Origin of the sequence: Palleniella muris (assembly GCF_004792655.1) — a bacterium.
In the GTDB taxonomy this organism is placed as follows: Bacteria; Bacteroidota; Bacteroidia; order Bacteroidales; family Bacteroidaceae; genus Prevotella; species Prevotella muris_A.
Map to the genome: position 1 here is coordinate 34,734 of NZ_SRZC01000021.1, position 25,353 is coordinate 60,086.

15 protein-coding genes are annotated in these 25,353 nt (G+C 49.7%); 8 read left to right on the forward strand and 7 right to left on the reverse strand.

Annotated features, from left to right (window positions below; genetic code table 11):
* Positions 1 to 7: 7 nt before the first annotated feature.
* Genes E5358_RS11755 through E5358_RS11770 form a run of 4 tightly spaced genes read right to left on the reverse strand, consistent with a single transcriptional unit; the run spans position 8 to position 5,950 of the window.
* Positions 8 to 3,238 (reverse strand): glycosyl hydrolase, encoded by a 3,231-nt coding sequence (locus E5358_RS11755; RefSeq protein ID WP_135940372.1) that lies wholly within the window; start codon positions 3,236 to 3,238, stop codon positions 8 to 10.
* Positions 3,239 to 3,248: 10 nt separating this feature from the next.
* Positions 3,249 to 4,433: a MalY/PatB family protein gene (locus E5358_RS11760; RefSeq protein ID WP_135940373.1), complete on the reverse strand. Its 1,185-nt coding sequence runs from the start codon at positions 4,431 to 4,433 to the stop codon at positions 3,249 to 3,251.
* Positions 4,434 to 4,487: 54 nt separating this feature from the next.
* Positions 4,488 to 5,204, reverse strand: coding sequence for a tRNA 2-thiocytidine biosynthesis TtcA family protein (locus E5358_RS11765; RefSeq protein ID WP_135940374.1), 717 nt, complete (start codon positions 5,202 to 5,204; stop codon positions 4,488 to 4,490).
* Positions 5,201 to 5,950, reverse strand: coding sequence for a glycosyltransferase family 2 protein (locus tag E5358_RS11770; protein ID WP_135940375.1), 750 nt, complete (start codon positions 5,948 to 5,950; stop codon positions 5,201 to 5,203). Before E5358_RS11770 ends, E5358_RS11765 begins: the two co-directional genes overlap by 4 nt.
* Positions 5,951 to 6,571: 621 nt before the next feature.
* On the opposite strand from E5358_RS11770, the gene E5358_RS11775 reads away from it, so the two are divergent.
* The 4 genes from E5358_RS11775 (at position 6,572) to E5358_RS11790 (ending at position 16,663) form a co-directional block, all read left to right on the forward strand.
* A complete protein-coding gene (locus E5358_RS11775; protein WP_135940397.1) occupies positions 6,572 to 9,955 on the forward strand; it encodes an MGH1-like glycoside hydrolase domain-containing protein in 3,384 nt (1,127 codons plus the stop codon).
* Positions 9,956 to 9,971: 16 nt separating this feature from the next.
* Positions 9,972 to 12,350 (forward strand): alpha-L-rhamnosidase, encoded by a 2,379-nt coding sequence (locus E5358_RS11780; RefSeq protein WP_135940376.1) that lies wholly within the window; start codon positions 9,972 to 9,974, stop codon positions 12,348 to 12,350.
* Positions 12,351 to 12,369: 19 nt separating this feature from the next.
* Positions 12,370 to 13,659 carry a DUF4974 domain-containing protein gene (locus E5358_RS11785; RefSeq protein WP_277821281.1) on the forward strand — a complete coding sequence of 430 codons (1,290 nt, stop codon included), beginning with the start codon at positions 12,370 to 12,372 and terminating at the stop codon, positions 13,657 to 13,659.
* 136 nt (positions 13,660 to 13,795) lie between these two features.
* Complete coding sequence (locus E5358_RS11790) at positions 13,796 to 16,663, forward strand: glycoside hydrolase family 2 protein (RefSeq protein WP_135940377.1); 2,868 nt, start codon at positions 13,796 to 13,798, stop codon at positions 16,661 to 16,663.
* Between the two features lie 392 nt (positions 16,664 to 17,055).
* Here E5358_RS11790 and E5358_RS15505 read toward each other — a convergent pair whose 3' ends face one another.
* Genes E5358_RS15505 through E5358_RS11800 form a run of 3 tightly spaced genes read right to left on the reverse strand, consistent with a single transcriptional unit; the run spans position 17,056 to position 18,712 of the window.
* Positions 17,056 to 17,217 carry a hypothetical protein gene (locus E5358_RS15505; protein ID WP_338400500.1) on the reverse strand — a complete coding sequence of 54 codons (162 nt, stop codon included), beginning with the start codon at positions 17,215 to 17,217 and terminating at the stop codon, positions 17,056 to 17,058.
* On the reverse strand, positions 17,210 to 17,668 hold the full coding sequence (locus tag E5358_RS11795) for a hypothetical protein (RefSeq protein WP_338400501.1): 459 nt from the start codon (positions 17,666 to 17,668) through the stop codon (positions 17,210 to 17,212). The genes E5358_RS15505 and E5358_RS11795 overlap by 8 nt, the downstream gene beginning before the upstream one ends.
* A 3-nt stretch (positions 17,669 to 17,671) precedes the next feature.
* Positions 17,672 to 18,712 carry a cell division protein FtsZ gene (locus E5358_RS11800; RefSeq protein ID WP_135940378.1) on the reverse strand — a complete coding sequence of 347 codons (1,041 nt, stop codon included), beginning with the start codon at positions 18,710 to 18,712 and terminating at the stop codon, positions 17,672 to 17,674.
* A gap of 1,023 nt (positions 18,713 to 19,735) precedes the next feature.
* On the opposite strand from E5358_RS11800, the gene E5358_RS11805 reads away from it, so the two are divergent.
* From E5358_RS11805 to E5358_RS11820, 4 genes are all read left to right on the forward strand, one after another.
* Positions 19,736 to 20,812 carry a trypsin-like serine peptidase gene (locus E5358_RS11805; protein WP_168354658.1) on the forward strand — a complete coding sequence of 359 codons (1,077 nt, stop codon included), beginning with the start codon at positions 19,736 to 19,738 and terminating at the stop codon, positions 20,810 to 20,812.
* A 67-nt stretch (positions 20,813 to 20,879) separates the two neighbouring features.
* Positions 20,880 to 23,057: an ATP-dependent DNA helicase RecG gene (gene recG, locus E5358_RS11810; protein WP_135940399.1), complete on the forward strand. Its 2,178-nt coding sequence runs from the start codon at positions 20,880 to 20,882 to the stop codon at positions 23,055 to 23,057.
* A gap of 57 nt (positions 23,058 to 23,114) precedes the next feature.
* Positions 23,115 to 23,603 (forward strand): immunoglobulin-like domain-containing protein, encoded by a 489-nt coding sequence (locus E5358_RS11815; RefSeq protein ID WP_135940380.1) that lies wholly within the window; start codon positions 23,115 to 23,117, stop codon positions 23,601 to 23,603.
* 451 nt (positions 23,604 to 24,054) lie between these two features.
* Entirely contained in the window at positions 24,055 to 25,281 is a 1,227-nt protein-coding gene (locus E5358_RS11820) for a site-specific integrase (protein ID WP_168354660.1), read from the forward strand.
* The last annotated feature ends 72 nt before the right edge of the window (positions 25,282 to 25,353 follow it).

A 25,353-nucleotide genomic window follows, 5' to 3' on the forward strand; every position in this document is an offset into this window, starting at 1 on the left:
GTTATGTTTATTTGATAGTTACAGGTCCGAGGAGTCCGGCAGGGAGAAGATGAGGCTTGTCCATACGGTATTTGGCGTTTGTCCATATACCATCATACGGTGCTTTGCCCTCGTCCATGCCGCGGAGAGCGTTTGCCCATGTGTTCACGACTTCTATTTCGATGGTGTTTACGCCCTTTTTCAGAGCCTTGCCGATGTTCGCTTCGTAAGGTGCTGTCCACACAATGCCGCAGTCGATGCCGTTAACCCAAACGTGGGCGATGTTTATCACCTTGCCGAGTTGCAGTTTCTCGTTGCCTGAAGGTTTCTTTTTCAGTTTTACGGTTGTGGAGTATTTGCCGTGTCCGGAGAAGTAACGGAGGTTTCCTTCCTCAATCTCTGTCCAGCTCTTCAATGCGTCGAGCGTCATGGTTGCTCCCGCTTCCTTCAGTGTAAGAGTGTAAGGATTGGTGAGAGCGATAGGTTCTCTTTCCGGTTTTGCTGTCACTTCGGTCTTCTCTGCAGGCTGTTCAGGCAGGCAGGAGAGCATCTCTGCGATGCTGTTCTTTGGGAAAAGAACGAAGCAAGAGCCATTGGCAGGGAGAGAGATTGTCTCCGATGACCATGCAGAAACAGTGTTGTCAACGGCATTATATATATAAGGTGTACCGTTGGCGGTGTCACGGAACTGCGCCGTGAATGTCACATCCCCGTTCTTTTGGTTAGAGATGAAATATATTTCGCCATTATTTGCGCTACGGTGTGTATATGCTATGCCATTCGGAAGCACTGCATCACGCTTCAGACCGTAACGTGAGAAATCATCATCCGTAAAGGTCTTGTCAATGACTGCCACACCCGCCTTGCGGAGTTCCTCAATCTTAGCCTTTGCTTCCTTGCCGATTATGCCGTCAGGGTTCATCGGACGCACGCCGGGAACTACCACAATGCGGTACTTTGCACCACCCGGCAGCACCATGCAACCGTCCTTTGCCGTTGCAAGGTTAAGCAGAACATCAGGGTTGAAAGAGTCATACTGATAGCCACGCATGCAGTTCGCCCAGTCTTTCGGGTCAACAATGCCTGCAGAATGGTTAACACCGACAGGGCTGACCTCCATCGGCTGTCCGACGTTTGCAAGTCTTTTCGCCTCGGAAGCGACACGCTCCTTACCGAAAATGCCGGGCAGCATGCTCACAAGACGCTCAGGAAGGACAGAGCGGCGAGGCATTTCGTCACCGGTATATACGGCGATGTCCTGCACGGGGCGTCCCTGCTGGAGGAGTGCGGAGCAGCGTGTGATGTAGTCAACGAAAGGTTTTGCCTCCGGCATCCATGTCTGGTCGCGCTGGAAGAACAGACCGATGCCGTCAAGGGTCATGCCCGGTTTTTTGTCCATCCATGGGTTATGGGTGTTCACATGGAAGAAGAGACGGTTCATACCAAGGGCGAAATTGCGGTCGAGGAGTGTCTTTATGGACGCCGGATCCTCATCCCATACGCCGCGAACCTCCGTGAATCCCTCCGCCTGCACTATGTTTTTGCCATAGATATGCGCACCAGAGATGGCGTCAAGCATATCATTTGGCTTGTCATGTGTAGGCGAATTGAGCCAATATTCTCCCATTGGGAAGTCGGCATACTTATAGTGGTCGAGTCCGTCTGCCACCATTGTCGGCGCAATGCTCTCGGAAGAGAACTGCATTCCCATCTTGTGGGCACGCTCTCTGACAGTTGTGAAGAACACATCATGGATGAGTTCGTTGATGGTAAGTCGCACATCGCGCAGCACACGCTCACTCTCGCTTGCGCTGACAACAGGGATTCCGGCGAACAACGGCAGCCAACGCTTGATGTCATAGCCGCGGCGTGCGCGGAACTCCTCTGCGAAATTCGTTGACCAGTTCTGGCATCCGCACTCCCAAGAGTCCACATGCAGATACTTGACAGTGTTGCTGTGCGGCAGTTCCATGAACTTGCAGAACCAGTTGTCGACAAGTTTGTTGACGGCAGCCTTTGAGAATTTGTCACACTCAAGACCTTTTCCTCCGCCTGCAGTGGCATTCATCTGCCCTGTTGAGCAGTGTCCCATACGGATGATATGGTAAGTTCCGGGACAGTTTGCCGGTATGCTTACAGTGCCGTCCTCACTCATTTCCAACGGAATTATGTCATAGAGAGTAGGACAGAACTCAGCAGGCACCTGCTTGTCGGTAGTCTCTTCCGCCACGCGCCATGCATAAGCAGCCTTTCCCTCCCATTGGTGAATCTTAGGATTCTGGAAGAAACGGATGCCTTTCAGTCTAAGTGTCGGCTTCCATTTTGCAGCATCGAGATCCTCAGAACCCGGTTCTGTGCCGTCCGGAGACCAGCTGAAACGCAGCGTAAGAGGAGAGTTTGCGTTGTTCTTTATGTATTCCGGCAGTGTGAATGTTGCAGCAGCGGCAGTGTTCTGCCAGCCCTGACGTGCCGGAGTGAATGTCGTGATGTAGTTAAAAGTCTTTCCGTCAAGACTGTATTCCACCTTCAGGCGCTGATTTTGAATATTTGTGCCCGACGGAGTGATTTCCACCGTGCGCACAACAGTGCCGTTAGGGAAATCAAAAGAGAATGAACAAGGCGCATTTGCACGTATGATGTTCTTCTCATCCGACGTCACACCATCCGACATAGCCATATTTGTGGCTTTCACCTCGTCCACCTTATGCTTGATAGGCACAGCAAAAGCAGCGATGTCCTTATAGCCCTCGCCTTTATAAGCGTCAAGTCTGAACTTGTAAGGAGCCGCCATTTTAGCTTTTTTCCCATATTTCTTAGAAGCCTTGGCGTTGCTTTTGTCCATGCCAACCTCCACGATTTCCTCTGTCCATACCACCTTCTGCATGGATTCTTCCGGTGTAAACCACGGTCCTCCGGCAAGGGCGAAGCCGTCACAGATATGTATGCCCAGTTCCAGACCGAGCGAATCACACTGTTGCATGGAATATCCCACCATGTCCCAGAACGCCGGTGTCAGCTGGTTAGCCTGTCCGTTGTACTCCGGTCTTCGCTCCGAACTGTAGATAGGCATGAGATATGTTCCGCGCAGTCCTGCGTCCTTCATTGCCACGAGGTCAGCCTGTATGGCAGGTTTTGACACCGCTCCGTACATCCAGTACCAGAAGCAGAACGGTGAATAGGTTCGTTGTGCCATGCAGCTCGATGTTGGCATTGCCGCAATGGCTGTCGCTATGATAGCGAGCAAGAAATGTTTCTTCATGATTATGTTATTATTGTTTTACTGCTTCAACCATCAGGTTTATCGCCTCATTCACCACAGAGCGCGGACAAGCGATGTTCATGCGCATATAGCCTTTGCCGAGACTGCCGAACATGTCTCCACTGTTGAAGGCGAGATGCGCCTTGTCGGCAAAGAAACGGACGAGTTCCGACTGCTCTTTCATACCCTTTTCCTCCATCAGTTTGCGGCAATCGAGGAACACAAGGAAGGACGCTTCCGGCTTTATCGGTGTTATTTGAGGACATTCCTCGGCAAGTCTTGCGCAGAGAAGGTCGATGTTTTCTTCCACATAAGCAAGCATCTCCCTGCGCCATTCGTCACCCTCCTCACTGTAGCAAGCTGCCACACAGTCGTAAGCAAACACATTGCCTGCATCCTGGTCAGTGCCCCAAATGTAGCCAAAATACTTCTCTCTGATGTCAGGATTAAAGACAATCGCCTGCGCAGCGACCACTCCCGGCATGTTGAACACCTTCGACGGAGCCTGCAAAGTGATACTGTTCATGCGCGCATCTTCACTCACTGTGGCAAATGGGATGTGTTTCCTGCCGTGAAGAACCATGTCGCAATGAATCTCATCGCTTATGACAAGCACACCTTCTTCGGCACAAATCTGCGCGACAGTCTGCAAATCTTCCTTCGACCAGCATATTCCGGCAGGGTTGTGAGGGTTGCAGAGAATCATCATTTTGCAGCCCTCTATGTCCTTGCGGAGCTGCTCAAAGTCCATCTCAAAGCTGCTTCCCACCCTGCGGAGCGGTGACATCACCACCTTTCTGCCTGTCGCTTCGGGGACAATGCGGAAAGGATGATACACCGGCTGCTGTATGAGAATCTTGTCATTCTTCTCCGTAAACACCTGCACTGCAAGCAGAATGCCGGCGACAACGCCCGGGATGTAGTTGACATTCTCATTGGTTATCTCCATGCCGTAATGCTCTTTTGACCAGCGGCATATAGAGTCATAGTACCTGTCGTGTGTGCATGTGTAGCCAAGAACACCCTGATTGGCGCGCTTCTCTATGGCTTTCACGACAAAAGGAGGCGTGCGGAAGTTCATGTCTGCCACCCACATAGGCAGCACATCGTCCCTTCCGCAGATGTCCTTGACGTATTTCAGTTTCATGCTGTCTGTCCCTTCGCGCGGGACAATCTCATCGAAGTCGTATTTCATAATGTTTGTTAGTTTGTTTTCTCTGTTAGTATCGTGTGCCGCAAGGCAGGAAAATCATGGCAGCAAGTCCTTGTGTATGTTGCGCATGGAGTTCCAAAGACTGTAGCGCGCCTCCGGATTCATCTCCTCCAGCCTATGGAACATCTCTGTCATGCTCTGCCTTCTCGTGACCTGTTCGTAAGGACAGGCGGTTTTCAGCTTCTCAAACCCCTCAGTCTCAGCCACGGTGGTGATGAGATTTTCCGGCACAAGGCATAGCGGACGGATGACAGTGACAGGATAATGTTCCATGGTCAGCCGTGGCAGCATGGTCTGTATTGACCCTTCAAAGGTCATGTTCATCAGCAGAGTGACAAGGATGTCGTCCTGATGATGTCCCAAAGCGATCTTGTTGAAGTCGTTTTCCTTGGCAAAAGAGAAGAGAGTTTTTCGCCTCGCCCATGAGCAAAGGAAGCACCGAGGCTTCTTGCTGCCCTCCCGTTCCTCAAAGGACGCATGGAGAATGTGCAGTTTCACGCCAAGGTTCTCACAGAACCGGCTGAGATAACTGCGGTCAGTCTCGTATGGAATGTTGTCCATAAGCACATGCGCCACCTCCACACTGATGCGCGGTTTGTAGATTCTCTGCTGCCCGGCGAGCAGCCTGACAAGTTCGAGGGAGTCCTTTCCGCCGGATAGGGCTATGAGAATCCTGTCCCCATCCTCCAGCAACCCATACTCGGCGCAGCCCTTTCGGAACAACTTCTGTATCTTTCTTTCCTCCGGAATCATTTCTTTATGAAGCCTCTGATTACAAACCAAGCGTGCATCGCCACGGTAGTGACAATGCCATAGTGCTCCCTCATCGTGTGGAAACGCTCAAGAAGTGATGCGCGGTGGTTCTTCACGCTCATGCCTCCGGCAAGATAACGGCAGAGGACACGGTGCGTGTTCCATGTCGTCATGCCACGCTTCTCACCCTCTTTCATGATGCGTATGCACCAATCGACATCACCCGAAATCCTGTATCTCAGGTTGTATGGTGTCTGTTTCGCCAATTCCGTGTTGGCGTAAAACGCCTGATGACACACCAGCATGCCATTGCGGAACGAACGCCAAGTGAGCTTTTCCGGAGCCTGAAGCCTGCGGTGGCGCAGGAAATTGCCGTTGTCGTCCACGATGTCCGTCTCTCCATACACAACGCTGTGCCCCGAAGGAAACTCCCGAATGGCATCGTCCGTCAGCATATCCCCGGCGTTAAGGAAACAAAGATAGGCTCCCGTAGCCCTGCCGATGCCCTTGTTCATGGCGTCATACAGCCCTTTGTCCGGTTCGCTCTGTATCGTTACGGTGTGCCCGTTATGCATTGTGTCGCTCTGTGTCTTGTATTTTTCGGCAATTGAGACGGTTGAATCGGAACTCGCACCGTCGATTATGATGTGTTCGATGTCGGCATACGGCTGCCGGAGGACACTGTCAAGAGTCCTCTGCAAGACGCTCTCCGCGTTGTATGTGCAGGTGATGAGAGTAATCTTCACTTGTTTTGTTTTCGATAGTTTGATAGTCGATGCAATCCCCAAAGCGGCGGACAATGGCTTGTGTCATATGGAAACCATGTCCGTGCGCTGCAGGTTTGACGAGTACAAAGTTACTAATTTTTTTTTGATTGCCTGCTATTTTTATAAAGATTTTGACATTCGCGCGATTAAATATGTGCAGAATGAAGTTGGATGGTGTGAAGAAATATTTTTCGGACTTTCGTTTTGTAAGCAAAACTGCGTTATGGCTTGATGAATGTATGGCTGTTTGTGCGTTTTTGTAAACCAAAAACAAAACGTATGTTAAATAAGAGGTGGTTTTTCGAAAGCTAACCTTTTGGCTTGTGAAACGTTATCTTTTGCCAAGCGAAAGGTAACGCTTTGTAATGCAAAAGCTAACCTTTCGTTTTGTCAAGTGATTCGGAATGAATGGTGGAATGACGGCGGAAATGTGCAAAACATTGTCTTATCTTCAAGTCTTAACATACTTTTACATTCTTACGTATGCAAACTTGGAAAATAATTAGTAACTTTGCCAACATCATAACCTTATGTGCATAAAGAATCAAACTAACAGATTATAAAATGACCAACATCAAATCACCGATTACCGCCTCCCTGATGAAGGCGGCGTTGTGTATGTGTTCCGTATTCTGTGTGCAGGGAGCTTCCGCACAAGTCTACTATACGGGCACTCAACTGAGCAACCCTAACCACCACGACGGCCAGTTGTCACCGGTCGTTGGCGTGCATAACATCCAGATTATGCGTGCCAACCGTGAGCATCCTTCCGCAGAAAACGGTTTCGGATGGACATACAACCACCAGCCGATGATGGCTTATTGGAAAGGGAAATTCTATGTCCACTACCTCTGTGACCCGAAGGACGAGCAGGTTCCTCCGTCACATACCCTTGTGCAAAGCTCCAAGGACGGCTATTCATGGTCGGTGCCTGAGATGCTTTTCCCTGAGTACGACGTGCCTGACGGATTCACAAAGAAGGGCGTGGAAGGCGTTGCCAAGAACCTGAAGGCGGTGATGCACCAGCGCATGGGTTGGTATGTCTCTTCCGAAAACCGCCTCTACGCCATCGGTTCTTACGGCGTCTGCATGTCCAAGAAGGACCATAACAACGACGGAAACGGTATCGGACGTGTCATCCGCGAGATAAAGGAGGACGGCACAATGGGCAAGATATATTTCATATACTATAACCACGACTTCAACGAGAAGAACACCGACTTCCCTAACTACCGCAAGGGCGACAAGCATCTGCGCAAGGCGGTGGCGGAAATCTATGCCAATCCGCGCATCCGCATGCAGTGGGTGGAGGAAGCGGACAGAGACGAGAAACTCATTCCGCTGAACAAACCTTACAAGGCTTATAACGACTACACGTTGCCTGACGGCAGGATTGTGGCGCTTTGGAAGCACGCCCTGACAAGTGTCTCTTCCGACGGCGGCAACACATGGTCACAGCCAATCGAGCGTGCGAAAGGCTTTGTGAACAGCAATGCCAAGATTTGGGGACAGCGTCTGTCCGACGGCACTTATGCGACTGTCTATAATCCTTCCGAGTTCCGTTGGCCTTTGGCTATCTCTCTGTCTTCCGACGGTCTGGAGTACACCACCCTGAACCTTGTGACAGGTGAGATTCCGCCGATGCGTTACGGAGGAAACTACAAGTCATTCGGCCCGCAGTATGTGCGTGGTATTCAGGAAGGCAACGGCGAACCGGCAGACGGCGACATGTGGCTGACCTACTCCATGAACAAGGAGGACATGTGGGTGGCACGCGTCCCCGTCCCCGTGCAGATTGATGCGACAGCTCACGCCAACGATGACTTTACGAAATGCAAGTCGCTTGCCGACCTTACGGCGTGGAACATCTATTCTCCGATAGAGGCTCCCGTGGGTCTTGACGGCAAATGGATGACACTTTCCGACAAGGACAAATTTGATTACTGCCGTGTGGAGAGGAAGATTCCGGCATCAAAGAAACTCGCCGTGGAGTTTGACCTGAAGGCTTCGCAGAACAATCACGGCAGGCTTCAGGTTGAGTTCCTCGACAAGCAGGGCACCGCTTGCGGACGCCTTGAACTGACAGACGATGGGGAACTCCGCAGCAAGGGTGGTGCACGATATGCGAAATGTGCGGCATACGAGGCGGGAAAAGAGTATCGTATCCGTGTCGAACTTAATGTTGAGCACCGCAATTATACAGTCTTTGTCAACGGAAAGAAGACCGCAACTCGTATGCTCTTTGCTCCAGTGGAGAGCATTGAACGTGTGATGTTCCGCACAGGTGTGCAGCGCACTTATCCTACTGTCGACACTCCGGCAGACTGGGACGGCATACTTCCTGACGCAGGTGAGCAGGACAAACTCGCGGTCTATGCCATTGCGAATTTCAAGTCTGAGGCTATTGTTGACGGAGGAGAGCTTGCCACTGACGGCACTCCTGCCGTTCTGGACTACGACAACTACAAGGGCTATGTCGATTATTTCAACAACATGGAGGACGAGAACATCGTTCAGGCCATTCCTAACAGTGAGGCATGGCAGTGGATGCGTGCCAACTGCCCGGCGTTTGAGTGCTCACAGAAGAATTTTGAGGAGATTTACTGGTATCGCTGGTGGACTCTCCGCAAGCATATCGAGAAGACTCCGGTCGGCTGGGCTATGACTGAGTTCCTTGTACAGCGTAACTATGCTGACAAATGGAAGCTGATTTCCTCCGGCGTGGGTCACCATATCCATGAGTCACGTTGGCTCCGCAATCCGGAATATCTTGACCAAATCATCAACACTTGGTACAAGGGCAACGAGGGAAAGCCAATGGCGAAGCTCACAGCTTACTCCTCATGGATTCCTTACAGTATCTGGCAGCGCTATCTTGTTGACGGCAGAAAGGATTGGGCGGTGTCTGTCCTTCCGTCAATGAAGTGGGAGATAGACGATTGGTATCATTGGAACCAATTCCGTCCGGACATGCCTTTCCCTGCAAAGAAGTCCGGTTACGGCAAGATAAGGAAGCGCAACGAGAAGGGAATCGACGGACTTTTCTGGCAGAGTGATGTCCGTGACGCCATGGAGGAGACAGTCTCCGGCTCACGCACACAGCAGTTTATGCGCCCTTCTGTCAATGCTTACATGTACGGAAATGACATCGCGCTTGCCAATGTTGCCACTCTTGCAGGCGACAAGGCTCTCGCTGACGAATACAATAACCGTGCTGAGGCTCTCCGCAAGCTGATTCTTGCAAACCTTTGGAACGAGAAAAGCAGTTTCTTTGAGACACATACAGGCGATTCACTCGCCAATGTGCGTGAGGCAATCGGCTACATGCCGTGGTACGTAAAGATGCCTTTGGACAATGGAAAGTACGGCGTTGCATGGCAGCAGGTTATGGATGAGCAGGGCTTCAACGCACCTTACGGACTGACAACAGCCGAGCGCCGTCACCCGGGATTCCGCACTCACGGTGTCGGAAAATGTGAGTGGGACGGTGCAATCTGGCCTTTTGCATCGGCACAGACACTCACAGGTATGATTAACTACCTTAATACAGAGCAGACATCTCCTTTGGCAGGTGTGAAGGATGCGTTCTTTGAGCAGATGGAGAAGTACGTTCAGGCGCAGCACATGCGCGGAAAACCGTACATCGGCGAGTATCAGGACGAGGTGACAGGTTATTGGCTGAAAGGCGATCAGGAGCGTTCACGCTACTACAACCACTCTACTTTCAATGACCTTCTTATCACCGGCATCTGCGGTCTCCAGCCACAGGCGGACAATACTGTCGTTGTCAACCCTCTTGTTCCTGAAGGAAAGTGGACATATTTCTGTCTTGACAATGTGCGTTACCATGGTCATGACATCACTATCCTTTACGACAAGGACGGCAGCCGCTATCATCAGGGCAAGGGACTCATGGTCTTTGTTGACGGTAAGAAGAAGGCTTCCGCTGACGGAATAAAGAAGATAACCTGTAAGTTGGATTAATAAGAACAGGATTATTATGACATATCGTTTTTCAAAAGTGCTCTCATTATTCCCTTCTGTGGTGCGGTTGCTTGTCTTTATGGCATTGTTTGCTGCTCCGATGTGTGCCGGTGCGCAGGATGTTTTCTCAGGCGCAAAGTGGGTGGGGGCTATAACAAAGGCTGACGCTCATACTCCTGAAGGCAGGATTTATACGGGCAAGGCGTTGAAGGACGCCCTCCCTCTTTGGAATGCCGCTGACCCATTGTCGCGCCGTTCCATATATGTGGCGAAGACATTCACTGTGAAAAAGAAGGTGAAGAAAGCCACAATGTATGCTTGCGGACTGGGATTCAGCGAGGTGCGTATCGACGGTGAGCGCATTGACGATTATGAGTTCACACCGCTTTGGAGTGATTATGACAAGTCGGTGTTCTACAACAAGTATGACCTTTCCGACCGTGATTTCAAGAAAAAGACACGCATAGAGGTGCTTCTCGGCAACGGTTTCTACAACGAGCAGGGCGGACGCTACACCAAACTGAGGATAAGTTTCGGCCCTCCGACATTGAAACTCCGTCTGCATCTTGTCTATGCGGACGGCACGGAGGAGAATATCGTTACTGACAAGTCATGGCAGTGGTCGCCTTCGGAGATTGTTTTCAACAGTATCTATGGCGGTGAGGACTACGATGCACGCATAAAAAAGCAGTGGAAGAGTGTTGTCATTCAGGAAGGTCCTAAAGGTGTTCTGCGTGAAAGGATGGCACCGCCGGTGAAAGTCATGGAGCGTTTCACACCGAAAAGCATGAAATACCTTTCCGACGCTGAACGTGCAAGTGCCGTGAAACTCACCAAGCATGAGCTTCCGAAAGGCACTTTTGTCCTTGATATGGGGCAGAACCTTGCCGGAGCCCCTGAGATTTCCGTGCAGGGAAAGGCCGGTCAGGAACTTAAACTCTATGTCTCCGAGACGCTTACCCCTGAAGGTGCGTGCAACCAGCGTCAGACAGGACGCCAGCATTATTACAGCTACACGCTGAAAGGTGACAAGGAGGCGGAGCATTACCGTCCTCGTTTCTCCTATTACGGATTCAGGTACATTCAGGTGGAAGGTGCTGTCATGGACGGCGAGCCTAACCCGCAGGGGCTTCCTGTAATAAAGTCTGTCAACTCATGCTTTGTCTATAACTCCGCAAGAAAGGTCTCTACCTTTGAGTGCAGTAACCCTTTGGTTAACAAGACACATGAGTTGATTGACCGTGCGGTGCGCTCCAACATGCAGAGTGTCTTCACCGATTGCCCTCACCGTGAGAAACTGGGATGGCTTGAGCAGGATTGGCTTAACGGAATAGGACTGTTCATGAACTACGACCTTACCGGTTTCGCGCGCCAGACCATGCGTAACATTGCCGATGCGCAGCACTCCAACGGTGCAGTGCCTACGACCGCTCCGGAATATGTCCTTTTCCGTGGTCCGGGAATGGATGCTTTCGCCGAGTCTCCGGAGTGGGGTGGTACGTTCATCATGATGCCTTGGATGTACAAGCAGTACTACGATGACGACACATTGCTCAGGGAATACTATGACGATATGCTCGCTTATGTGAACTATCTAAGCACGATAGACTCCTGTGGCATACTGAAACAAGGTCTCGGCGATTGGTATGACTACGGCGATTTCCGTTCGGGCTTCTCACGCAACACCTCCGTTCCGCTTGTCTCTACTGCTCATCACTACCGTTGGACTGACATGATGCGCAAGACTGCGGCATTGCTTGGCAAGAAAGCCGATGAGGCTATGCTCGCAAAACGTGCAGAGATGATTAAGGCTGCATGGCAGAAAGAGTTCTACAATGGTGAGAATGGAAAGAACCCTTTGCATAAGTCGCAGACGGCATTGGCTATAGCTCTCAACCTGCATCTTTGTCCTGAGGCGGACAGAGCGGCAGTCCTTGACTCGCTCATTGCCGACATCCACCGTCACAATGACCGCCTTACAACGGGCGATATAGGCAACCGTTACCTCTTTGAGGTGCTTTGTGAGGAGAACCAACAGGAGCTTCTCTATAAGATGCTTAACCACTTTGAGGTGCCGGGCTACGGTTTCCAGATGAAGCAGGGTATGACAACCCTCGCTGAACAGTGGGACCCTGCACACGGTTCTTCCATGAACCACTTCATGATGGGACACATCGATGGTTTCCATTTCACATCCTTGGCAGGAATAAACATCAATGGCAAGGAGGTTGTCTTCCGTCCGCAGCCTGTGAAGGACATGCAGTGGGTGAAGGCAAGCACGGAGACTCCGTGGGGAAAGGTGTCCATCGAGTGGCATCGTGATGCTTCCGGAAAGGTTGTTGCGAACTACTCCGTGCCGGAAGGAATGACCTGCAAGTATGTTGACCCTAATTAAAAATGAAACAATATAACCGATGAATAAAAGAATAATATCCGCTTTAGCATTGGCAGTCCTCTCTTGTTCGGCAAGCTATGCGCAGCAAGACCGTGCGTTGAGTGACGTCATGAAGGATGTCGAGAAGCGTTTCAATGTGCGCCTGAAGTACAATGTCGACACAGTGGGCAAGCGCCTTCCGCATGCCGATTTCCGTATCCGCCCTTATTCCATTGAGGAAACTCTGGACAACATCTGTAAGTATTTTGACTTCAACTGGTGGAAGCAGTCGGGCAATACGTACAAAATCAAGCCTTATGAGTACATGCGCCGTCACACAGAAGACGGTCAGAAGATGCTCACATGGTTGTCTTCCTTATATAATAATAAGGAGGAATGGGAGGCACGCCGTGACACATTGCGCCGTGAGATGCGTCAGCGTCTGCAGATAGACGAGTACCTTGACTCCTGCGTGAAGGGCAAAAAGGCGATTCTCTCCAAGATACGCAAGTATGACGGATATACAGTGCAGAACATCTGTATAGAGACTTTGCCCGGAGAACATATCTTCGGAAGCATCTACACACCGACATCAAAGGGCAAGCACGCATTGATTATCTGCCCTAACGGTCATTTCTACGACGGCAGATACCGCAAGGACCAGCAGCAGCGTTTGGGCACTTTGGCGCGTATGGGTGCCATTTGTGTGGACTTCGACCTGTATGCGTGGGGTGAATCCGAGGCGGAATATCCTACCCACCAGACCGACCGCGCCCATGTAATCCAGGCAATGAACGGTCTTATCCTGCTTGATTGGATGATAGAAAACCGTGGAAAGCAGATTGACATGACACGCATCGGTGCCAACGGAGGCTCGGGTGGTGGCACTCACACTGTGCTTTTGACTGCCCTTGACCCACGTTTCACGGCGGCTGCACCTACGGTTAACCTCGCGTCCCATTTCGACGGTGGCTGCCCATGTGAGAGTGGAAAGCCGATTCATCTGTCTGCCGGCGGCACTTGCAACCCTGAACTTCTTGCCATGTTCGCACCTAATCCGGTGCTTGTCGTAAGCGATGACGGCGATTGGACTGCCTCTGTACCGGAATTGGAGTATCCTTATCTGCAGCGCATCTGGGGATTCTATGGCAAGAAGGATGCCGTCCGTAATGTCCATCTGCCAAAGGAACGCCACGATTACGGCCCGAACAAGCGCAAGGCAAACTATGAATTCTTCATCGATGTGTTCAATCTCGATCGCTCAAAACTGGATGAATCCAAAGTTACGATAGAGCCAAAGGAGATGATGATGACAAACCTGAAGAAATAACATCGCTTAAAAATAATATCATGTTGCATCATGATACCCCATGATTCATCATGATTTAACATGAGCTGTCATGGCAACCATGCCATGACAAAACCTACAACCCATAACCAACAATCACCAACCTTAAAAAGAAAATATGAGACGACTGACATCATTGTTATTCCTATTCTCCGCTTTCAGTATCGCGCCATGTTCCGCACAGAACATAGAGACGCAGCGTGTCTACATCTCAGGCACCGGCTGTGACGACATGAAGCAGTGGGACTTTATGTGCACTGACGGCAGGAACAGCGGGAAATGGACAAAAATCGGTGTGCCTTCCTGCTGGGAACTGCAAGGCTTCGGCACATACCAGTATGGCATGAAATTCTACGGAAAGCCACGTCCGGCAGGCATTGCAAGCGAGACCGGCAAGTACAAGTATGAGTTTCAACTGCCTGCAAGCTGGGAAGGAAAGCAGATTTTCCTCTGCTTCGAGGCATCCATGACCGACACTTATTGCGAGATAAACGGCAGAAAGGCAGGCTCAAAGCATAAGGGCGGTTTCTCACCTTTCCGCTATGACGTTTCCGACCGTGTGTTCTTCGGAAAGAAAAAGAACCGCATCGAGGTTACTGTCAATAAGGAATCGGAGGAGGACGCTGTCAACATGGCTGAACGTCGTGCCGACTATTGGAACTTCGGCGGTATCATCCGCCCTGTCTATCTTATAGCAAAGCCGGCGCACAACATCGAGCGCGTGGCGATAGACGCACGACATGACGGACAATTCATCTGCAAAGCTTATCTCAACCATGCTCTTGAAAATACTTTCGTAAGCGTGGAAATCCGCGACTTGGCAACAAAAAAGGTTGTCGCCAACGCTACTGAAACTACCCGCTCATCCGATTTTGCCGAATTCAACTTCAAAGTCAATGATATAAAGCCATGGTCTGCCGAGACTCCTAACCGTTACGAGGCGGTGTTCACACTCTCACGTGACAACAAGCCTCTGCACACAGAAAAGCAGAAATTCGGTTTCCGCACTGTGGAGGTGCGTGCACATGACGGCGTATATATCAACGGTCAGAAAGTCATGATGAAAGGTGTCAACCGCAATTCCTTCCGCCCTGAGAGCGGCAGAACCCTGTCAAAGGCAAAGAACATAGAGGATGCAGAGCTCATAAAGTCCATGAACATGAACGCCGTGCGTCTCTCCCATGCTCCTGCCGATCCAGAGTTCTACGAGGCTTGCGACTCCCTCGGACTTTATGTCATGGACGAGCAGCCGGGCTGGCACTGGTACCACAACACCATCAACGGCTCAAAACTCGTTGAGGCTATGGTGAAGCGTGACCACAACCACCCTTCGGTAATCTTCTGGAGCAATGGCAATGAGGGCGGTTTCAATATGGAACTTGACCCTGTTTTTCATCAGTTTGACTTGCAGAAACGTACCGTTGTCTATCCTTGGGCAAACGAACACGGACTTGAAACCAAGCACTATCGCTCATGGGGCGAGACACAGGCATTGCTCCGAGAGCCGGAGATTGTCATGCCGACAGAGTTCCTCCACGGACTTTATGACGGCGGTCACGGTGCCGGACTGTATGACTATTGGGTGATGATGCGCAAAGCTCCGCGCTGTGCCGGCGGCTATCTGTGGGACTTTGCTGACCAAGGAGTGAAGCGTGTTGACATGGACGGCATGATTGACAATGTCGGCAACTATGGCGCGGACGGTATTCTGGGCCCTCATTTCGAGAAGGAAGGCTCTTACTACACTATCAAGGAAATATGGTGTCCGGTACAGATAACAAACCTTGAGACGGCTTTCGACAATGCTGTCCTTAACCTTGACAACCAGTATGACTTCCTGAACCTGAAGGATTGTAAGTTCAAGTATGCTTACAAGAACATGCCACAGCCGGGCGACAAGACAAAGAAAGCGACCATAGTGGCAAGCGGAACTCTCACAGGCCCTGACGTTGCACCGCACGCACAAGGCATCCTGCCACTCCCGCGCCGTGACAATGTTGATGTGCTGGAGGTCACTGTGATAGACAACTTTGGCAAAGAACTCTACACATGGTCAATGAAATCCAATGCTGCCAAGACTCCTGCCACACACAAGGAACTCAAAGCGGCTGCCATTTCCGTAAGCGAGAATGACTACAGTCTTACCGTTACAGCGGCAGGCAAGGAGTATCGTTTCTCAAAGAAGGACGGCAGCCTTGTCAAAGCATCAAACTTCACTATTGCAGGCCCGTCGTTCATCTGTGCGAAACGTTCCGACCGCTCACAGGACGGTTTCTACAATCATGATGACAAGGAGGCGGAAAAGAAGAAAACACAGTACACTACCTATATGGATCAGGGTGCTTTCACCGGCTTTACCGTTGATGCCGATAAGGCAACTGTAAAGGCTACCTACAAGCACGGCTCACTGGAGTCTGCGGAATGGACATTCCTTGCCGACGGTTCCGTTAAGCTTGACTACGCCTATACCTTTGGCGGAGTAGTGGACGAAATGGGCATTTCCTTCGCATATCCTGAGAGCAAGGTCAAGTCAAAGGAATGGGTTGGCGACGGTCCTTACCGTGTTTGGCAGAACCGCCTCCACGGTCCGCAGTACGGTTATTGGCAGAACGACTACAATGACCCTGTGCCGGGCGAGACATTCGAGTACCCAGAGTTCAAGGGATACTTCGCAAACTGCTCATGGATGACCCTCCACACTGCCGACGGCGCTGTCACTATCGAGCCTCTCGGAGGCTTCGCTCCTGCGGCAAAGGCAAAGACCGAGGCACGCCCTGGCGCTGTTGACTACATCGGAGTGTACACTCCACGCGATGGGCGCGACCACATCCTCTACACACTCCCTGAGACCGGTATCGCCCTTCTGAAGGTTATTCCTTCCGTGCGCAACAAGGTCAACACCACCGACCTTAACGGTCCTTCCGCACAAGTGTTCTGGGCAGACCAGTCACAGTACACCGGTTCTGTCATCCTGCGCTTTGAATAAAGTGACGAGATAATGGTAAATATGTCAAAGAACGCATTCCTATAAAAGGAAAATGAACAAGAAACACGGATTTCAGCAGAAATGGACGCTCCTTATTGCTGAGATCCGTTTTCTTTTGCAAAGATAATGCAAGTCGAGTGCAATAGAGCATGCTCTGATTGCCGAGGCGCAGCTTATCTGATTGCAAAGGTACAATATTTCGCAAGCGATTCCAAATTTTATAGGGGTACAAATGGGGGTATATCGCCTACAATGATAATATTTTCACATAAACGGTAAAGCAAAAGGTCACGCAGATTCCGCAGATTTTCACAGAAACAACTATCTCTTCTGTGAAAATCTGCGGAATCTGCGTGACCTTTATTAATAGGAGACAGTTTTGTGCTTTCCTTTCAGGCTGTGGCGAGACTGTACAGCTCCGCATTGTCAAAAGCCACCAGCTCGCGCGGCAGGGTGATGACTTTCAGCCGCTCATACCATATTCCGGAGGAGCAACCCACGTGGCGTTTGGTATGGCTGTTTAGGATATAGTAGTTTGCGCTGTACTCATCCATCGATGCCAGGAACACATTTTTTTATGCGCGAACACTTCTCGTTGATGGCGTTGTCGGCAGGATTTGCAAGGCGGTCCACTGTCTCAAGAATCTTGTCCTTGTCCAGACGGGTGGCAGTGCGCATGTAGTAGCCGGTCAGTTCGTCACGGTAGTCCGCCAGACGCTTGAACTCTATCCCCTCGGGATTATTGAGGAAAAGCAGGTAAACCGCCTTGTGAATGGGCGAAAGCTCCACCTCCCTGTTGCCATAGTCTGTCAGCAGGAAACGGTAGTCGGCAGTGATGTGCAGCCGGCTCAGGTTGCCTCGGGCAGCCTCTATGCGCAATTCCTCGAGCAGAGGCACACCGATGGCGTTCAGGAGCAAGTCGTTGCGCCCGATGCCATGCAGATAACTCGCCATGCGACGGATGTCCCCGACAATCTTGTCAAGTTGCTCATTGTTGTTGTCCATCGCTTATTCTTCTGCTAACAGTGTTTTTGTAATCCGTGAATTCAGAATCCATGTCCTCATACGCCTTAACAAAGGATTCTCTTTAGGCTGTTTCTCCTCTTCCTCAACCACAGCCGGTTCGTCAGGCCCCCCTTCTATGATCAACTGAGGCTCTTCGTCCTCACCGTCCGCAGCATTCTTGTTGTCTTCGGGAATGCTCGGGATTTCCTTCTTCATGGGCTTGTAAAGCAATGAGATGACCGACTCCAGATACTCATCGTCTATGACATCACCCTTGCCGGCATTGTCACCATTGTATCTTTGTTCGTTCAGTGCGTCCTCCATTCCCGTGGCAAGAATCGTCACTTTCACATCATCCTCGAGAGGGTTGTCGGTCGCAATGCCCCAAATGACCTCAATGTTCGGGTCAAGTTGGTCAAAGAACTCGTCAATCTCCTGCATCTCCCGGACAAAGATAGGTGCTTTGTCACTGGCATAGATGTTGAAGAGAATCTTCTTCGCCTTATGTATGTCGTTGCCGTACATCAGTGGAGAATCCAGCGCATCGACATTCCTTTTCATCTCCATGACGCCGAGCAACGCCTTCTTTATTTTCCGCTTTTTCTCGAAATAGAACGGCAGAGTCACCACGCCGACCGTAAGGATGCCCATGTCCCTTGCTGTCTTTGCCACGAGCGGAGCGGCACCCGTGCCCGTGCCACCGCCCATGCCTGCGGTGACAAACGCCATCTGCGTCCCGTCGCTGAGCAGTTTGCGGATGGCTTCATGACTGTATTCCGCCTCCTCCTTTCCCTTCTCCGGGTTGCCTCCGGCTCCCAGTCCGCTCTCTCCCATAAGCAGTTTCACGGGCACACTGACATGGGAAAGCTGCTTGCTGTCCGTGTTGCATGCCGCAAAAGTGACACCTACGATTCCTTCGTCGTACATGTTGTTGACGGCGTTGCAACCGCCTCCGCCGACACCGATTACCTTTATTATGTTCTTGGACTTGTCCTCCGCCAATCCAAAGTCTATCAGTGAGTTGCTTCCGTTCTCTTCGTTCATTGCTCTTCTCGTTTTGAAATTCGATTGCAAAGATATTGAAAATTATCCTGAAAACATCATGTCTGCAAGGCTTGCGGTGGAAAAAAAACTTAGTGAGGTGTGTTTCCTTGTAAGATGTTAATTGCGTAATGATTTTATCAGGCGTGTGTGGAGGACAGCCGCAAATAGTGTGATGATAAAGGCAAGTTTGGGACGTTTGGAAATTGTTGGTGTCATCCGGTAAAGCTTCATAAATAGTTGTGAAATCACATTTTCATAAGAAGTGTTTCGCTGCATGCAGGATATGGGCGTGGTACAGCTGAAATAGATGAATTATAATGTATTGTACATGTTTGGCAGACCAACATAGAAAATTAGAAAACCCACATCGTTTTTAACGAAAATATTCGCATGAAAATAAATTTACAAGAGGAAAACAGAAAAATCGTCTGAATTTTATGGTTTTAGTAATGTGTTGTTAATCAGTGGAATAATGGACATGATGATTCGCCTGTTATGCTTTTTTGCTGCAACAAGTATCAGTTTACAGTATAAAAGGTATCGGTTTGCGGTGCAAAAGCTATTGAATCGCATTGCCAAAGCTATTGAATTGTGGTGTCTGTCCTTATCTTTTGCATTATTTTCACTAAGAAACAGGGTGGGAAACACATATATTTCACATTCCAAAGCGTGTTTTCCCACTTTTTGAGATGGAATGATTAGAAAACTCAAGAGTTTCCGTTGTCAAAATTTTTCACAGCCTTTAACAAGCCCATGCCATAGTGAGAACTGCTTTGTGGAGAAAATGTTGCCTGCAGAAAAGACTGGTGGGGATGTTGACATACTTGCGTAATAATTCTGAAAAACGGACAAATATCAATAAAGATAGGAAAATATATGCCGCACATTGCCATGTTTTCGGAATTTTATTTGTACCTTTGTCCGTAGCATTGCAGCCGTTGTTGGCTTCCATGGCGGCATGATGCCTGGTCAAGAATGAGGTTTTTTGAACGTGTAACCATAAAAACGAGGATAAAAAGGGTTATGAAAAACAAATGTCTGTGGATAGTATGCGTCTGCACAATGCTGCTGTCCGTCTCTTGTGTCAACAAGGCGGAGGGCGACATTGAGGCTGAGACCGCTTCGGGCGTTGTGCTTGTGCAGAATGAGAGTTTCTACGAAGTGGAACTGTCAAACGGCGTGTCCTTGTATTTCTCCGGCTTTGATGACAACGGCGAGCTTAGAGGGCTTGCCACCGAAAAGGACTCTGTGGATGTGACCACCTCCTACGGCACAGGCTTCTTTGTCTCTCAGGAAGGGGAGATTGTGACGAACACTCATGTCGTGTCCAATATGGTTGCGGACAAGGATGTCAACAAGTCGGTTGACAAAGTGCTGAAAGCGTTGAAGATGATGTTGGCTGCCAAGTACTATGAGCTTGACGGAAAACTTAATCAGGCAGAGCAATATTATCTGTTTGCCAACCGTAGCAGGTCGGTGAGTTATGAGGAGTTCTACCGTGTGAAAGCTGTCCGCGATGCCATAAAGGCGCAGCGTGACGAGGTAGGGGAATACTACAATTCCATTGACAGGATACGCGCCAACGATTCGGAGATAAAGTACCATAACCGGATAAGCATTGCTTACAACAATACTCACGTGAAAGGCCCGAAGGATTTTGTGCCGTGTGTTGTCCGGAAGACTGACGCCGAGCATGATTTGGCGGTCATCCAGCTGAAATCAAAGGTCACTCCCGAGGACAAATATATCTTTGAAGTGCCGGAGGAAGACCCGCTTCTGACTTATTCACTTATGGACAAGGCGGCAAAGGAAATCCGTGATGACAAGAACAGCCGCCTGTTCATGACGAGTTTCAATCTCGGCCCGGCGCTTGCCATAACGAAGGACGGGGTGAGGTCGCAGTTCAACACCGGCACGATAAGCCAAAGGACAGGCGACCGCCTTATGTATTCCATTCCTGCTCTTCCCGGCAGCAGTGGTTCTCCTGTTGTCAACCATGCGGGCGAGCTTGTGGCAGTCAATTATGCCGGTCTGAATGGCACACAGAGTTTCAACTACGGCGTGCGTGTGAAGCATCTCCGTAATTTGCTTGGCAAGTGAGCAACATACTGAGAGCCGCCTGTTCTTCAATTTGTTGAAAAATTGCAGCAAGTGGCTGCAAAATTATCTGGCGAAAACATTTGAACAGACATTTTTCACACATAAAACAATTGCGACTATCGATTTTCTCGGACAAGACATAAAGTACCTTGCAGGAGTAGGGCCGAAGAAGAAAGACATACTGAGTAAGGAACTCGGCATTGAGACTTTCGGCGACTTACTTGAATACTATCCATATAAATATGTGGACAGAAGCCATGTCTATGCCATAAGGAACATGGATGGTGAGATGCCTTACGTGCAGATAAAGGGCACTATACGATCCTGGGAAGTCTATGACACGGGCAGACGACAGAAACGATATGTCGCACATTTCTCCGACGGCACGGGATTCGTCGACCTTGTATGGTTTCGTAATGGCGAATATGCACACAAAAATTACCGTCTCGGCGTGGAATACATTGTCTTCGGCAAACCTACAATCTACCAAGGGCGATACCAGTTCTCTCATCCTGACATCGATGAGGCTGACACTCTTGTCCTTAGCGAAATGGGTTTGCAGCCGCATTATGTGACAACGGAGCGCATGAAGAATGCCGGTCTTACCTCGCGTGGTGTGGAACGCCTGCAGAAAGCCTTGCTTGCCAAAATGCCGGAGATAGGGGAGACACTCCCGACATATATCACTGAGCCCAATCATCTCATTTCGAGAGACCAAGCGCTGCGGTGGATTCACTATCCCCATAACAATAACGAGATGCGCAAGGCTCAGGAACGGCTGAAGTTTGAGGAACTGTTCTATGTGCAGCTCAACATCATGCGCTATGTCGGTGACCGCAGGAAGCGATACCTCGGATGCCGTTTCACCAAGGCAGGCGAGCCGCTCCGCTATTTCTATGACAACAACCTGAAATTCGATTTGACAGGTGCGCAGAAGCGTGTGGTAAAGGAAATCCATGCCGACATGTGCTCCGGACGGCAGATGAACCGCCTTCTGCAGGGCGATGTAGGTTCCGGAAAGACATTGGTGGCATTGCTGACGATGCTCATTGCTGTCGGCAACGGCTATCAGGCGGTTATCATGGCACCTACGGAAATCCTTGCAGAGCAGCATCTGGAGACCATACGGCACTTTCTTTCGGGCATGTCCGTCAGGGTGGAACTGCTTACCGGTATTGTGAAAGGCAAGCGACGCAAGGAGGTGCTTGAAGGAATCGCCACGGGAGAAGTAGACATTGTCGTGGGCACACATGCCGTTATCGAGGACACTGTGGTGTTCCGCCGTCTGGGACTTGCCGTTATTGACGAGCAGCACCGTTTCGGTGTGGCACAGCGTGCGAAGCTGTGGGCGAAGGCTCCCGGTGCTTCTGCAGGCGCGCAGGCTTCTGTCGGAATTGTCCCCCACATACTTGTCATGACCGCCACGCCTATCCCTCGCACGCTTGCAATGACCCTTTATGGCGACCTTGATGTGTCCGTTATCGACGAACTGCCACCTGGACGCAAGCCTGTGCATACGGTGCATAGGTACGACAACCAGCTTGTGGCACTCTATCAGAGCATCCGCCAACAGATACAGCTCGGCAGGCAGGTGTACATCGTTTATCCTCTGATTAAGGAAAGTGAGAAGATGGACTTGCAGGATCTTGAACAAGGCTATGAGAAACTTTGCCATATATTCCCCGATATGAGTATAAGCAAGGTTCATGGAAAGCTGAAACCTGCCGAGAAAGAGGAGGAAATGCAACGCTTTGTCAAGGGTGAGACGCAGATACTTGTGGCGACAACCGTCATAGAAGTGGGCGTAAACGTTCCCAATGCCTCCGTGATGGTCATCATGGAAGCCCAGCGTTTCGGCCTGTCGCAGCTTCATCAGTTGCGCGGGCGTGTCGGACGAGGTGCCGACCAGTCGTATTGCATCCTTGTCTCCGGCAACAAACTTACGAAGGAGACACGCATGAGGCTTGACATAATGTGTGAGACGAACGACGGTTTCAAGATAGCCGAGGCAGACTTGAAGCTCCGCGGGCCGGGCGATTTGGAAGGCACGCAGCAGTCGGGTATGGCATTTGACCTGAAAATCGCAAACATCGCACGTGACGGACAACTTGTGCAGCTTGCGCGTGACATGGCACAGCAGGTGCTTGACAATGATCCCGAATGCAACAAACCTGAGTATGCCGTCCTGTGGCAACGCCTGTATGAACTGCGCAAGACTAACATCAACTGGGGAGCAATCTCGTGATTGATGCCTCTAAGTGAAAGAGTGGTGAAAGCACTTGGATTAAAACAGTATTAAGTTGTGAATATTAAAGCATACATATTACTTAGTTGTTACAGCCTTTTGTTTCTTGGATGCTCCGCGCGTAGCTCAAGCGGCAATGATTTGGTTGCGGTAGCTGCCCAACAACACGAACAAGGTGATAGTATCTTTATTGAGCTGTCGGCGGAAGTGTTGGACTCTCCTGTTGATACGCTTATTTCAGTAACGATAGCCAATAAGGCAAAGAGTTCAACTGTCTCGTTAGAGAGTGGGCGGCGAGTGGAAAAGAAGACAAATGGAAGATGGGTTGTGTGTAAGCATCTTTCGAAGACAAAAGAGGGTTATCTCTTTGCTGCCACTCTATTGGCTGTGAATATTGTGCCTGGTGGGCATTGGATTATGAACCAACCATTACGGAGCCGGTATTATGCTAAGGAATTAACATCGGGTGAATATAGGCTCGGCGTAGAGGTTGGAATTGATGGTAAGGAGAAGCGGTATGTGTACTCTCCTTTTACGGTTCGATGATAAAAAGTGATGGGATTTTTGCTTCCCATCACTTTTAAAATATTTCATCCAAAGTGTGATGTGTATTCACACACCGAATGCTTCATGTTTTTTCTCCGAAGCACTCCTGAAATCTGTGTGGAAAAGCGGTGAAAATAAGGTTTGCGATGCGAGGATGGAAAAAATGCGCTTTTATATAAAAAGAACGCCTAAAAAGGCAAAAAATAGCGAAATAGAGCATTTGTTTTGAGTTTCAAGTGGTTGTGGCAGTCGTTGGCTTTAGTTGGCAGTGACAAGGAAATGAGGAAAAAGCAGATTAGAGAAGTAGAAACGCTTTCAAATCATTACCCAATGGAAACGCCCTAATAAGCATTTTTAACGGTGCCGGTTAAATCTTCTCCATTCTGCGTAGGTTTCAATTTTGCCATGCAGCTCTCATAGTTTAATTTTGCACCGAACAAAAAAGTAAGGAATTATGAGATGCACTTTCAAGACAGTCTTCTATGTAAATGGAAGCAAGGAGAGAAAAGGTATTGTCCCTATTATGGGGCGAGTGACAATCAACGGAACTATCGCACAGTTCAGTTGCAAGCAGAACGTTACCAAGGCTATCTGGGATGCCAAGGGCAACAGAGCCATAGGTAAGAGTAAGGAAGCCAAGGAGGTGAACTTCGTGCTTGACAACATCAAGGCGCAAATCGCCAAGCATTACCAACGTCTTTCCGACCGTGAGGCGTTCGTTACCGCTGAAATGGTGAGAAATGCCTACCAAGGCATTGGCACGGAGTACGAGACTTTGCTCAGAGCTTTTGACAAGGAGAACGCCGCCTTTGCAAAGCGTGTCGGCAAGGACAGGGCAAAGACTACTTACAACAAGTATCTAACGGTGAGAAAGTATGTTGCCGAGTTCATCAAGTATCAGTACAAGCGCAGCGACATGTCCATGAATGAGCTTACCGAGGAGTTCATTCGTGACTATTGTCTGTACTTGAAGAATGTGGTAGGACTTGCGCAGTCCTCCATTTGGATTTACTCCATTCCGCTGAAACATATCGTTACGACCGCACACTACAATGGCAAGATACCGAGAAATCCATTTGCCATGTACCATGTTGACCCAGACCACAAGAAACGTGAGTTCTTGACATTGGACGAGCTAACCGCCATGACTGAGATAAAGTTGGAAGACCCAAACATGGCTTTTGCGAGAGACCTTTTCATTTTTGGTTGTTGGACAGGTATCTCTTTCATAGACATCAAGAACTTGACGGAGGACAACATCTGTATAGTTAATGGTGCTCCTTGGATTGTGTCGAAGCGTCAGAAGACAGGTGTACCATTCCAAATCAAGCTGATGGATATACCTATACAGATTATTGAGAGATACAAATCATTCAGAAAAGACTGTCACTTATTCCATATTGGTGACCATGGAACTATCAATAAGCATATCAAGCGAGTTGCTGCAATGTGTGGTATCAAAAAGCAAGTTTCGTTCCACGTATCTCGTCATAGTTGGGCAGTTTTAGCCTTGGAGTATGGTATGCCGATAGAGAGCGTGAGCAAGATTCTCGGTCACACGAACATCACCACGACACAGATATACGCCAAGGTGACAAGTAACAAACTTGACCATGACATATCTGTTTTTGAAAGTCGAATCAAGGGGCATTTGCCTGTAATAGGAGGAATGGTATGAAAAGGACAATTATCACTATGGACGGAAATGGGACACTTTCCATTCCGTCCAACTTAGAGAACTTGTGGATGG

Bases quoted from the DNA above. Each gene is read 5' to 3' on its own strand.
- E5358_RS15505 (WP_338400500.1), bottom strand. From the start codon at position 17,217: ATGGATGAGTACAGCGCAAACTACTATATCCTAAACAGCCATACCAAA.
- E5358_RS11790 (WP_135940377.1), top strand. From the start codon at position 13,796: ATGAGACGACTGACATCATTGTTATTCCTATTCTCCGCTTTCAGTATC.
- E5358_RS11760 (WP_135940373.1), bottom strand. From the start codon at position 4,433: ATGAAATACGACTTCGATGAGATTGTCCCGCGCGAAGGGACAGACAGC.
- E5358_RS11775 (WP_135940397.1), top strand. From the start codon at position 6,572: ATGAAGGCGGCGTTGTGTATGTGTTCCGTATTCTGTGTGCAGGGAGCT.
- E5358_RS11785 (WP_277821281.1), top strand. From the start codon at position 12,370: ATGAATAAAAGAATAATATCCGCTTTAGCATTGGCAGTCCTCTCTTGT.
- E5358_RS11805 (WP_168354658.1), top strand. From the start codon at position 19,736: ATGAAAAACAAATGTCTGTGGATAGTATGCGTCTGCACAATGCTGCTG.
- E5358_RS11755 (WP_135940372.1), bottom strand. From the start codon at position 3,238: ATGAAGAAACATTTCTTGCTCGCTATCATAGCGACAGCCATTGCGGCA.
- E5358_RS11780 (WP_135940376.1), top strand. From the start codon at position 9,972: ATGACATATCGTTTTTCAAAAGTGCTCTCATTATTCCCTTCTGTGGTG.
- E5358_RS11795 (WP_338400501.1), bottom strand. From the start codon at position 17,668: ATGGACAACAACAATGAGCAACTTGACAAGATTGTCGGGGACATCCGT.
- E5358_RS11800 (WP_135940378.1), bottom strand. From the start codon at position 18,712: ATGAACGAAGAGAACGGAAGCAACTCACTGATAGACTTTGGATTGGCG.
- E5358_RS11765 (WP_135940374.1), bottom strand. From the start codon at position 5,204: ATGATTCCGGAGGAAAGAAAGATACAGAAGTTGTTCCGAAAGGGCTGC.